Below are 11,393 nucleotides of genomic sequence, written 5' to 3' on the forward strand. Positions count from 1 at the left end.
CTTGAAACTTTTTATGTCCGCAATCGTTATATGTAATGTTCTCATTTCACTGAGAAGGAAATAACAATACATCATACGGCTTTTCATTCATCAAGAACGGACAATCCGGATCGCGGCATGGAATATTTAAGCAGGGTAATCCGGAATAGAGGAAACCATGATTGCTTACCTTAATATGAACGGCGAAAAAACAAAAAACACCAGATTAGATTGTTCAAATAACACCAAATGCTGTATAATAAAAGAATTTGAATGATAGCATTGAAAGAATTCCATTTTATGTTTCCGTAAAATGAATTCTTTATTCATACGCAGTCCGATTTGATATGGTTTTAATTGGAGGTTTGTGTAAACTGTGAATTATATACCTAGTATGATTACAATTGGAAATTTTATTTGCGGGCTCTTATCGATTCATTCCCTTTTGTATCATAATATACACTCTGCGGTGATCTTTATTTTCACCGGGATGTTTCTTGATTTCTTTGACGGTTTGGCCGCCCGTAAGCTGAACGCGGTATCGGAGATGGGAAGAGAGCTTGACTCCTTTGCTGATCTCGTGACGTTCGGCGTAGCGCCGTCCATGCTCGCTTACAGTGTTTCACTATATACGATTCCGTTCATCGGAATTTTAATCGCGCTTTCCTACAGCATCTGCGGGATGATCCGTCTTTCCAGATTTAATATTGAACAAAGCAAGCTGCCGACGTTTATCGGGATGCCGATTCCGTTTGCGGGTATGTGTCTTGTCATTTTGAGCTTTATCAATAACGCTTTTCTTCTGGGGGCGGGAACGATCGCGCTCGGTTATTTAATGGTCAGCAACATTAAATTTCCGCACTTTAAAAAACAGGCGCCTGAAAACCTGGAGAGCAGAAGATGGAATTAGTACAGCAATTAATATCCGATTACGGATATATCGCAATTTTTCTTATGCTGACACTCGGTATTATCGGATTGCCTATTCCGGATGAAGTCATGATGACGCTTGTGGGCTACTTCGCTCATTTAAACGTGCTGAATTACGGGCTCTCCATTCTGATCAGCTTTATCGGAGCGCTCCTTGGGATGATTATCAGCTACTTCATCGGCAGAAAAGCCGGCCGGCCGTTTATTAATAAGTTCGGGAAATGGGTCGGCCTGAAGGAAAAGAGGATGGAGAAAGTAGACAGGTGGATGAAGAAGTACGGGCCGTACACCATTATTTTAGGTTATTTCATCCCCGGCATCAGACACGTGACCTGCTACTTTTCCGGAATCGGCAGAATGGAATTCAAAACCTACTTATGCTTCGCCGCCATCGGAGCGTTTTTATGGTGTTTTATTTTTATTACTATAGGAAAATTCATAGGAGTAATCAATGTTTAATACTGCCGCTAAAGTTCTTTACCGTTCATTGATTGAACTGACTAATAATCGATTGACGTCTTATCTCATTAAAAACTTCTGTGAATCGAAATTGAGCAAGCCGATGATTCCGCTGTTTTCCAGACACTATCGCATCAATTGGAATGAAACGGAACGCACGGCTTCTGACTTTGATTCACTGGCGTCATTTTTCATTCGTGATATTAATTTGAATCTCCGCCCCGTGGCAAAAGAGAAGAACGCCATCGTCAGCCCGGTGGACGGCGTCGTTCAGACGGTGGGCATGATTAATCCCAATCAAACTTTCATGGTAAAAGGGAAGGATTACTCGTTCGCCGAACTGACGGGGTTTAAAAGCGCCGATCACAAGTATAACGGCGGGTGTTTTGCCGTGCTTTACCTTAGCCCGAGACATTACCACCGCTTCCATTCTCCCGTCAGCTGCACGTATCAGAAGCTGGCCGAGCTGGGGAAACGCTCCTATCCCGTTAATACGATGGGGTTAAAGTACGGGAAAGATGTGCTCTCAAAAAATTACCGTTATGTGTACGAGCTGACCCGTGCTGATCAGCAGATGCTCATGATTCCGGTAGGTGCGATGAATATTAACTCGATCGTTCAGACAAACACCGGAAACAGGCTTGAGACGGGGGAAGAGCTGGGCTATTTTTCATTTGGATCGACCGTTATTTTAGTATTCGAGAAAGATATGTTTACCCCTTCGGATAACCTGACTGAAGGCCGTGAATTACAGGTCGGCCAGATCATCGGTTATGCGGAGTCACAGGAGGAGGCTTCCGCTTTATAAAAGCTGCTCCTCTTTTTTATATGGTGTAAGGAAGTGAACATTATGGAAGAAAAGGATTTGGCAAAGCTGATAGAACAGTACCAGCATACAGGCGATCAGCAAATTCTTGAAGCCGTGCGGGACGCATGCCGGCCTGTCGTTGAGGCGCTCATCTCAGAACTGGCTGAAGACAGCGCCGATCTTCTGCGGGCAAAAGGCCGTGACCGTTTTCCGTTTATTATCGGCAAGTATCAGACCGCGGCCGGCCTTTCGCTTGAGACCTTTTTGCGCAATACGTATCGGTTTTATTTTCAGCAGGTTTTAAAAGGCGAAGCGTGACTGGAAGAAAGAGTACGGACGGAAATGTTCATCTTTCGCCCGTTTTCCTGTATGATATAGTAGAGTGTGCGATCATTAATATAATTGAACAGGGTGTATAAATCATGGAAAAACAATATAGAGTTTTACTTTATTATAAATATGTAAAGATTGATGAGCCTGAGGAGTTCACGGCTCAGCATTTGAAGTTTTGTAAGGAGCTCGGTCTGTTAGGCCGTATTTTGATTTCTGAGGAAGGCATTAACGGTACGGTGTCCGGAACGGTTGAACAGACGGATCAATACATGAATGCGCTGAAAGCTGATCCGCGCTTTGCCGACATGCCGATCAAAATTGACGAGGCTGACGGACATGCATTCCGCAAAATGTTTGTGCGCCATAAAAAAGAATTGGTGACGCTTCGTCTCGAAGATGATGTTGATCCGAATGTCACGACGGGCAAGCATTTGAAACCGAAAGATTTTTATGAGCAAATGCAGGACCCTGACACGATCGTGATCGACGCCAGAAACGACTATGAGTATGATCTCGGTCATTTCCGCGGAGCGGTCAGACCTGATATTGAGGCGTTCCGTGAGCTGCCGGACTGGATTGAAGAGCACAAAGACATGCTTGAAGGCAAAAAAATCCTCACGTACTGCACAGGCGGTGTACGCTGTGAAAAATTTTCCGGCTGGCTGCTGAAAAAGGGCTTTGAAGACGTGTCCCAGCTTGACGGCGGTATCGTCACTTACGGTAAAGATCCTGAAGTGCAAGGGCAGCTGTGGGACGGACAGTGCTACGTGTTTGACGAAAGAATCAGCGTACCGGTCAACCGCGTAGAGCACGTTATCATCGGAAAAGATTATTTCACGGGCGAGCCGTGCGAGCGTTATGTGAACTGCGCAAATCCGGCATGTAATAAAAAAATGATCTGCACACCTGAGAATGAATACAAATACATGCGCAGCTGCAGTCACGAATGCCGTACGAACGAACGCAACATGTATGTGAAAGAGCACGAAATGACTCAGGAAGAAATCAATGAACGCCTTGCTTTGATTGAAAAAGAGGATCATGCGGCGATTGATTAATAGAAAAGACCACCAATGAGGTGGTCTTTTTTGTGTTTATATACTTTCTGTCCGGGCGGTCTGGTCTGCAGTGATGGGTCCTTTATATTTGAATGCTTTTTCCCACTTGGACACGACGATGCAGGCGACCGCATGGCCGGGCACGTTGACGCCGGTCCGCGCCATGTCCATGACGCGGTCGACACCGGCAATGATGGCGACACCTTCCGCGGGGAGACCGACGGCATTCGCTGTCGCCAGAAGCACGACGAGTGAGCCTGACGGGACGGCGGCAATGCCTTTGCTTGTCATCACGAGGACAAGCATCATCAGAAGCTGCTGAGAAAGCGGCATTTCCACATGAAACGCCTGCGCCAGGAAAATACAGGACACCGATAAATAGAGGCTTGAGCCGTCACAGTTCAGCGATAAACCTGACGGAACCACAAAGGAGACGACCCGCTTCGGACAGCCGTATTTTTCCATCCGATCCATCAGCTGAGGCAGAATGGTTTCTGTGCTTGTCGTGGAGAAAGCGATCAAAAACAGATCCCAAATCATTTTCAGCACTTCAAAGTACTTGATTTTAAAGATAAGCCCCACGATCGGAAACAGAACGAAGAGTATCAGGAACAGCCCGAGGAACACAGTGCCGATCAGCTTCAGCATCGGAAGCAAAAGCGCGATTCCGAATTGCCCGACGGAGGCGGCCATCAGGGCGAGAACGCCGATCGGAGCGGTGACCATCACCATCTGCGTCAGTTTGAACATAATATTTGCCGTGGATTCGAAGAAACTCATGACAGGTGCGGAGGCTTTGCCGATGCCGGCTGCGGCAACACCGAATAAAATCGCGAAAAAAATGACGGCGAGAAGATCGTTTTTCGCCATGACGTCAATGATGTTAACGGGGATAATATCAAGAAGCATTTGTTTCAGGTCGACTACTTTTTCCGTATAGCCGGAAAGCTCGTGAATATCTTTTTTAGCAAGATGAGAGAGGTTAAGTCCGACTCCCGGCTTCAGCACGTTCGCCAATAACAGACCGAGCGCCAGAACAAGCGTCGTAATCACTTCGAACCAAATAATCGTTTTGATGCCGAGACTGCCCATTTTTTTCATACTGCCGCTGCCGGCGGCTCCGATGACAATGGTCGAAAACACGATCGGCACGACAATCATTTTAATCAGGCGGATAAATCCGTCTCCGACGGGCCGCAGCGCCATCCCGAAATCCGGGAAGAAATGGCCGATCAATGCTCCGATGGCTAAAGCGATCAAAATCTGGAATGCGATAAATTTTTTCAAGCGAATCCCCCTTTTACTTGCGCATTTCATACGTAATTCGTGAAGCAGGCGGCAACCACCTTCCTATCCGCCATAAATTTGTCACATTATTGACTGTGCGAAAGAAAGGATTGCTTTACATTATGTAAGCGCAATCATTTAATATGACAGAAAGTCCGCATTGAAAAAAATGAAGGAGAATAAAATAAAGTTAGATTTTCGCTTGAAAATATCAAAAATTGTGATAATTATCCTCTTATAAGTGGTATATTTGATATGATACGGTCAACTGCATTCTCATATATCTGTGCATACAAGATTCGGGACAGAGAAAACAGGCAGCTTATAAAAGACTGAAAATTTAAACAATTACAAGAAAGGTGTGCTTTTGTTGAATCAACTGATTGAAAGACGTAAGGTCACAGCAAGAAAAGAAAAACCGGATTCCGCTTCATTGGGATTTGGCAAGTACTTTACTGATTACATGTTTGTCATGGATTACGAAGAGGAGAGAGGCTGGCATGATCCGAGAATCACCCCTTATGAACCGGTCCGCCTTGACCCTTCCGCATCGGTTTTCCATTACGGGCAGGCCGTATTTGAAGGGCTGAAGGCTTACAGGTCAGAAGACGGCCGGGTGTTGATGTTCCGTCCTGACCAAAATATAAAACGGCTGAATAAATCGTTACGGCGGATGAGCATGCCGCCTCTTGACGAGAAGCTGGCGCTGGAAGCATTGATACAATTGGTGGAGCTGGAGCAGGAATGGATACCGATAGAAAAAGGAACCTCTTTATATATCCGACCGTTTGTGATTGCGACTGAGCCTTCTTTAGGCGTCCGGCCTTCAAAGCGTTACAAGTTCATGGTTGTTCTGACGCCTGTCGGTTCGTACTACGGCGATCAGCTGAAACCGATCCGTATTTATGTGGAGGATGAGTATGTGCGTGCCGTCACCGGCGGAGTGGGCGACGTCAAAACGTCCGGAAATTATGCGGCCAGCTTACAGGCTCAGCGGAAAGCCGAAGAACTGGGGTATGATCAGGTGCTTTGGCTCGACGGGGTGGAAAAGAAATATGCCGAAGAGGTAGGAAGTATGAATATCTTTTTCATCATAAACGGAGAGGCCGTAACGCCGTCATTAAACGGAAGCATTCTCGGGGGCATCACACGCGCATCTGTGATAGAGCTGTTAAAAAGCTGGGGCATCCGTGTCAGGGAAGAACAGGTCGCCATTGATGACATCTATGAGGCTGCGATGAGAGGCGAGGTGTCAGAGGTATTCGGTACGGGAACCGCGGCCGTCATCTCGCCGGTCGGCGCGCTGCACATTCACGGAGAAACGATTGAGCTGAATAACGGTTTGATCGGTGAAGTGTCAGAAAGGCTCTATGAAACGATTGCCGGCATCCAAGTCGGGAAGGTGCGGGATTCGTTCAGATGGGTGGTTGAAGTATAAATGAAAAAAGAACCCTTGCGCTGCAGGGTTCTTTTTTTGGTTATTGGGATTTTACGGCTTGCACGCGGGCTCTGCTTTTCCGGTTTTTCAAGTAATAAGCGCTGTAGCAAACGGCCATAAATGCAATCCCGCAATAAAGGGCGATGGCCTGGTTCGGATCAAAAGCGATGCCGATACAGGAGGCGAGGCACAGGAGAAAGGCCGCTATCGGTACGGCCGGATATCCCGGCGTCCTGTATTTCAAGTCTGAAAGCTGGTGCCCTTCTGTAAGAAACCGTCTTCTGAACAAAAATTGCGATGCGGCGATGCTCATCCACACAGCCACTACCGCAAATCCTGAGACGGAGACGAGAACAAGATAGACTGTATCCGCTGCAAGTACGCTTGACAACAACGACAGAATGCCGCCGATCATACTGAAGATCAGAGCGTTAAAAGGAATGCCTCTAGAAGTCAGTCTGGCAAAGGCGGGATGAAGCTCCCCTTCTTTAGACAGGGACCACAGCATACGTGATGACGCGTACAGCCCTGAATTGGCTGCAGACAGAAGCGCTGTTAAAATGACGAAATTCATCAGATCGGCCGCATAAGGCACGCCGACTCTGTCAAATACCGTGACGAACGGGCTTTCAATCACACCGGCTTCCTTGATGGAGATCATCCCTGACAGCACAAAAATCGTTCCGATAAAGAAAAGCGCCAGCCGCCAGACTGTGGTTTTAATGGCGCGCGGAACGGTTTTTTCCGGATCGGCGCTTTCCCCTGCGGCGATTCCGATCAATTCCGTCCCTGAAAAAGCGAAGTTTACTGAAAGCATCGTCATCAGTATCGGGAAAAAGCCATTTGGAAAAAGGCTGCCGCCATCCGTAAAGTTCGACAGCATAGGTGCGGCCTCACCGCTTTTCATCGGGACGATGCCGAACATCGCCGCTCCGCCCAATAAAATAAACAGTAAGATGGCTAAGACTTTAATGCTTGAGAACCAAAACTCCGATTCAGCAAAAAATTTCACGGAGAAGGCGTTTAATAAAAAGATGAGAAGAGCGAATACCGCACTCCACATCCAAACTGAAGTATGCGGGAACCAGCGCTGCATGAAAAGCCCGGCCGCCGTGAATTCAGAGCCCAGCGCCACCGCCCACGTCAGCCAGTACAGCCATGCGACCGTAAAGCCCGTCGCCGGCCCGATATAGGTTTTCGCATAGGTGTGGAATGCGCCCGTCACCGGCATGGCCACTGACAGTTCGCCGAGGCAAAGCATGACAAGATAGACGATGCCCGCGCCCAAAAGGTAAGCGAAAATGGTGCCCGCCGGACCCGCCTGATGAATGGTATACCCAGAGCTTAAAAACAGCCCCGTTCCGATCACACCTCCGAGTGATAGCATAAAGAGGTGTCTGCTTTTCATACTTCTCTGAAAATTCGTCTCGTTCTTGTTGTTCATTGTTTTCCAACTTTCTGCGAGGGCCGTTCTAATAAAAAATCTCATGCCGGCGAACGGCACGAGATTCCGGCGAACCGGCTTTTTGAATAGAATATACAAACTATTCCGATTAGTCAAGTTGTTTTTAAGGTCTTGGCCCAATCGGCAATGGCCTGAATGTCCGCAGGTTTCGTCCGGCAGCAGCCTCCGATCAGGCTCACGCCGTTTTCGTACCAGCTTTGCGCGCTTTTTCCGAAATGGTTTTCGCACGCTGCGCCTTTCCAGGTTTTTGTCACTGGGTCATATTGTTCGCCGGAGTTCGGATAGGCGATAATCGGTTTGGACGTTGCCCGTTTGATTTCTTGTACCAGCTGCGGAATATGTTCGATCGGTGTGCAGTTGATGCCGATCGCTGCGATTTGGCTGCAGGAGTCAAGCAGGGCCGCGCATTCGGAAATAGGCGTGTCTTCGCTGATATGCCGTCCGTCTTTGGCGCTGAAGCTGATCCATGCATAAGTGCCGGGGAATTCCTCCAGCAGCCTTGTGATCGCTTTTGCTTCTGACAGGCACGGAATGGTCTCGCAGGCCAAAAGATCGGCGCCGGATTCTATGAGGGCTTTCATCCGGGGGCGGTGAAAGCTGATCAGCTCATCCTCCGTCAGTCCGTAATGCCCGCGATATTCTGAGCCGTCAGCGAGGCTCGCGCCGTAAGGTCCGATAGAAGCGGCGACCAAAGGTTTGGGCCGGTGTAAACGGTTTTCTTCATGCGCCCAAAATTCATCGCGTGCTTGTGCGGCAAGTTCAACAGATGTCTGAATGAGACGTATCGCATCGGTTTCCGGGATGCCGCGCGCTGCAAATCCTTCGATTGTCGATTGATAACTGGCGGTGATCGCGCAATCAGCGCCGGCGGCAAAATATTCTGCATGCACCTGTTTGATCAGTTCTGGTCTCTCCAAAAGAATTTTGGCCGACCACAGATCGTCATGTAAATCACAGCCCATCCGCTCAAGCTCGGTTGCCATCGCGCCGTCTATGATCATCACCGGGTATTCATTTAATATTTGTGTAATGGGATTCATAGGCCTTCCTTTCTGACTTTACTGAAAATATATAAAAAGGGTAATGGACGCTTTTCTCTTTGTCAATGAACCGGCAGAAAAAAGGTGTTCAGGACGCTGCCCGAACACCTTTTGTTTAGGAAATGTGTTTGCCTTTCGCACTTTTCGCGATGTCTGAATACTCCCAGCATTCGATCCCATCATCATCAGGGAGCACATCTCTGTAAAAGACGGGGTCCTTTCCGGCTTTCTTTTGCCGGACATAATCGCTCAAAGCGGCAAACGCTTTTTTCGACAGAAGGAAAATCGCGATTAAGTTCACGACCACCATTAAGCCCATGAACAAGTCAGCCATATCCCACACAAGCTGGACTTTGGAAATACAGCCGAACAGTACCATTCCGAGCACGCAGATGCGGTAAATGAACAGCCATTTTTTGTTCTGGCTTAAAAATCCGATATTGGTTTCACCGTAATAATAGTTGCCCATCAGAGCGCTGAAGCCGAACAAAAGCATTAAGACGGCAAGGAAACCTGACGCCCACGCGCCGACATGGTCGCTCAAGGCGGCCTGAGAAAGCGCGATGCCGCTCAGTCCCGGCTGCTGATAAGCGTCTGAAAATAAAATGATAAGCGCCGTGCTTGTACAAATGACAAGCGTATCCGTCAGGACGCCGAATGCCTGAATGAGCCCCTGTTTCACCGGGTGGCTCGTCGTAGCTGTCGCCGCCGCGTTCGGAGCGCTTCCCATACCCGCTTCATTTGAGAAAATCCCGCGTCTTACACCTTGCATCAAGGCCGCACCTAAAGCGCCGCCCGCTGCTTGATCAATGCCGAACGCATTTTTTACGATTAGGGACAGAACGCCGGGCAATTGGGTGATGTTCGTCAGAATGACAAAGAAAGCGACACCGATATATAAAACGGCCAAAACGACTACGATGTATTCCGCCATTTTCGCAATTCGTTTGACGCCGCCGAAGATTACGCCGCCGAAAACCAAGATTAACATAATGCCCAATGAAAGCCGGCTGGTGCCGAACGCGTTTTGAAAGGCGACGCTGATCGTATTGGATTGAACGGAATTAAAAACAACCCCGAATGACAGTGTGATTAATACGGCGAACAGCGCGCCCATCCAGCGTTTCTTCAGGCCCTTTTCCATGTAATAGGCCGGGCCCCCGCGGAATCCGTTTTGATCTTTTACTTTATAAATTTGGGCCAGCGTGCTTTCAACAAAGCTTGAAGCCGAACCGATGACTGCGATAATCCACATCCAGAAAATAGCGCCCGGACCGCCGAGTGCGATCGCAATGGCGATTCCGGTAATATTCCCGGTTCCGACACGCGCCGCCATACTGATGCAAAATGCCTGAAACGGGGAAATGCTGTTTTTTGTCCGGGCGGCCGCGCCTTCCTTCAAAACCCGGATCATTTCCTTCAGCATGCGGACTTGCAGACCCTTTGATCTGAATGTAAAAAACAGTCCCAGAGAAAGAAGCAGTACGATTAACAGTTTTGACCATAAAAAATCATTTGCCGAGCCGATTACATTTTCAAGGAATTCCTGCATCCAATCACCTCTTGGTTCGTTTGATTAAAAAATACTGAGCTCCCACTCCTGTGCGATATGTTTCAGCAGCATGCCGCCGGTCAGGCTGTTGCCGTATTCATCAATGGCCGGACCGTAAATGCCGATGCCGCAGCCGTTATGAAAAGGCTGTTCTCTTCTGGCGCTTGGGGGAACCAATGCCATAATGCCGCCGGATACCCCGCTTTTGGCGGGGACGCCGACGAAAGCCGCATATTTGCCTGACGCATTGTACATCCCGCACGTCAGCATCAGGGCTTTGGCGAGTTTCGCGACATCTTTCGGAATGACCTGTTCCCGTCGGATCGGATGGTAGCCGTCATGCGCAAGTATCAATCCGATTAAAGCGATGTCCTCGGTTGTACCCTCCATGGCGCACTGCTTTAAATAGACTTCAAGCGTTTCTTCCACATCCGCTTCGAGAAAGTTCGTTTCTTTTAAATAGTAGGCGAGCGCTCGGTTCCGATGCGCGGTCTGCCATTCAGAACGGAAGACCTCCTCGTGAACGTGAGGCCGTTTTCCTATTAATTTTTCAAAAACGGAAAAGAGATATTCTAATTTATCATGCGCCGTTTCACCCGGAAGCAGCGAGGCGACGGTAATGGCGCCGGCATTGATCATCGGGTTGAAGGGCTTCCCGGGTTTATGGATTTCAAGCCGGATGATAGAATTAAACGCATCACCCGTCGGTTCCACGTCCACACGATCCAGCACGTAAGAAATGCCTCTGTTCATGCAGGCGGCAATAAAGCTGATGACTTTTGAGATGCTCTGCAATGTGAACGGGACATTCCATTCACCGGCATGAATCATTGAGCCATCCGGCTCTAATATGCAAATGCCCAGCTGAGAGTCGTTGATTTCTCCGAGGGCGGGTATATAATTTGCGCTTTTTCCATTGACGGAAAACGGTCGGTAATGCTCGACCCAATCTTGTAAAAGTGAAGCCAGTTCCTCTTTTTCAAGGCGCTCTCTGACCATATCTTTCATAACATTCCTCCTCTATTGCAAGCCTGTCCGAAGCGG

General features: G+C 48.3%; 11 protein-coding genes. 6 read left to right on the forward strand and 5 right to left on the reverse strand.

Features of this window, described 5'->3' with window-relative positions; translation table 11 throughout:
• Positions 1 to 355: 355 nt before the first annotated feature.
• The 5 genes from pssA (at position 356) to trhO (ending at position 3,567) form a co-directional block, all read left to right on the forward strand.
• Positions 356 to 889 carry a CDP-diacylglycerol--serine O-phosphatidyltransferase gene (gene pssA, locus ACNFN4_RS16725; RefSeq protein WP_007409002.1) on the forward strand — a complete coding sequence of 178 codons (534 nt, stop codon included), beginning with the start codon at positions 356 to 358 and terminating at the stop codon, positions 887 to 889.
• The gene (locus ACNFN4_RS16730; protein WP_003156711.1) at positions 880 to 1,368 is read left to right on the forward strand and encodes a DedA family protein; all 489 of its coding nucleotides are present in this window, start codon (positions 880 to 882) and stop codon (positions 1,366 to 1,368) included. Before pssA ends, ACNFN4_RS16730 begins: the two co-directional genes overlap by 10 nt.
• Entirely contained in the window at positions 1,361 to 2,176 is an 816-nt protein-coding gene (locus ACNFN4_RS16735) for a phosphatidylserine decarboxylase (RefSeq protein ID WP_095061518.1), read from the forward strand. Before ACNFN4_RS16730 ends, ACNFN4_RS16735 begins: the two co-directional genes overlap by 8 nt.
• A gap of 42 nt (positions 2,177 to 2,218) precedes the next feature.
• A complete protein-coding gene (locus ACNFN4_RS16740) occupies positions 2,219 to 2,494 on the forward strand; it encodes a hypothetical protein (protein WP_007409004.1) in 276 nt (91 codons plus the stop codon).
• A 104-nt stretch (positions 2,495 to 2,598) separates the two neighbouring features.
• Positions 2,599 to 3,567, forward strand: coding sequence for an oxygen-dependent tRNA uridine(34) hydroxylase TrhO (gene trhO / locus ACNFN4_RS16745; protein WP_061861803.1), 969 nt, complete (start codon positions 2,599 to 2,601; stop codon positions 3,565 to 3,567).
• A gap of 36 nt (positions 3,568 to 3,603) precedes the next feature.
• Here trhO and gltP read toward each other — a convergent pair whose 3' ends face one another.
• Positions 3,604 to 4,854: a glutamate-aspartate/proton symporter GltP gene (gene gltP / locus ACNFN4_RS16750; RefSeq protein ID WP_438312562.1), complete on the reverse strand. Its 1,251-nt coding sequence runs from the start codon at positions 4,852 to 4,854 to the stop codon at positions 3,604 to 3,606.
• Between the two features lie 370 nt (positions 4,855 to 5,224).
• Here gltP and ACNFN4_RS16755 point away from each other — a divergent pair, with 370 nt between their 5' ends.
• Entirely contained in the window at positions 5,225 to 6,292 is a 1,068-nt protein-coding gene (locus ACNFN4_RS16755; protein ID WP_015239080.1) for a branched-chain amino acid aminotransferase, read from the forward strand.
• Positions 6,293 to 6,332: 40 nt separating this feature from the next.
• Here ACNFN4_RS16755 and ACNFN4_RS16760 read toward each other — a convergent pair whose 3' ends face one another.
• The 4 genes from ACNFN4_RS16760 to ACNFN4_RS16775 all read right to left on the reverse strand — a co-directional run bounded on the left by ACNFN4_RS16760 (position 6,333) and on the right by ACNFN4_RS16775 (position 11,357).
• Positions 6,333 to 7,736: an amino acid permease gene (locus ACNFN4_RS16760; RefSeq protein WP_424938522.1), complete on the reverse strand. Its 1,404-nt coding sequence runs from the start codon at positions 7,734 to 7,736 to the stop codon at positions 6,333 to 6,335.
• A gap of 113 nt (positions 7,737 to 7,849) precedes the next feature.
• The gene (gene mmuM, locus ACNFN4_RS16765) at positions 7,850 to 8,797 is read right to left on the reverse strand and encodes a homocysteine S-methyltransferase (protein WP_160182350.1); all 948 of its coding nucleotides are present in this window, start codon (positions 8,795 to 8,797) and stop codon (positions 7,850 to 7,852) included.
• A gap of 115 nt (positions 8,798 to 8,912) precedes the next feature.
• Entirely contained in the window at positions 8,913 to 10,349 is a 1,437-nt protein-coding gene (locus ACNFN4_RS16770) for an alanine/glycine:cation symporter family protein (protein WP_014416817.1), read from the reverse strand.
• A 24-nt stretch (positions 10,350 to 10,373) separates the two neighbouring features.
• Positions 10,374 to 11,357: a glutaminase gene (locus ACNFN4_RS16775; protein WP_014416818.1), complete on the reverse strand. Its 984-nt coding sequence runs from the start codon at positions 11,355 to 11,357 to the stop codon at positions 10,374 to 10,376.
• Between the last annotated feature and the right edge of the window lie 36 nt (positions 11,358 to 11,393).

The organism is Bacillus sp. N1(2025) (genome assembly GCF_053470005.1).

What these genes read in the sequence shown, in the direction of transcription:
- trhO (WP_061861803.1), top strand. Translation starts at nt 2,599, where the DNA reads ATGGAAAAACAATATAGAGTTTTACTTTATTATAAATATGTAAAGATT.
- mmuM (WP_160182350.1), bottom strand. Translation starts at nt 8,797, where the DNA reads ATGAATCCCATTACACAAATATTAAATGAATACCCGGTGATGATCATA.
- ACNFN4_RS16735 (WP_095061518.1), top strand. Translation starts at nt 1,361, where the DNA reads ATGTTTAATACTGCCGCTAAAGTTCTTTACCGTTCATTGATTGAACTG.
- ACNFN4_RS16730 (WP_003156711.1), top strand. Translation starts at nt 880, where the DNA reads ATGGAATTAGTACAGCAATTAATATCCGATTACGGATATATCGCAATT.
- ACNFN4_RS16775 (WP_014416818.1), bottom strand. Translation starts at nt 11,357, where the DNA reads ATGAAAGATATGGTCAGAGAGCGCCTTGAAAAAGAGGAACTGGCTTCA.
- ACNFN4_RS16760 (WP_424938522.1), bottom strand. Translation starts at nt 7,736, where the DNA reads ATGAACAACAAGAACGAGACGAATTTTCAGAGAAGTATGAAAAGCAGA.
- ACNFN4_RS16770 (WP_014416817.1), bottom strand. Translation starts at nt 10,349, where the DNA reads ATGCAGGAATTCCTTGAAAATGTAATCGGCTCGGCAAATGATTTTTTA.
- ACNFN4_RS16740 (WP_007409004.1), top strand. Translation starts at nt 2,219, where the DNA reads ATGGAAGAAAAGGATTTGGCAAAGCTGATAGAACAGTACCAGCATACA.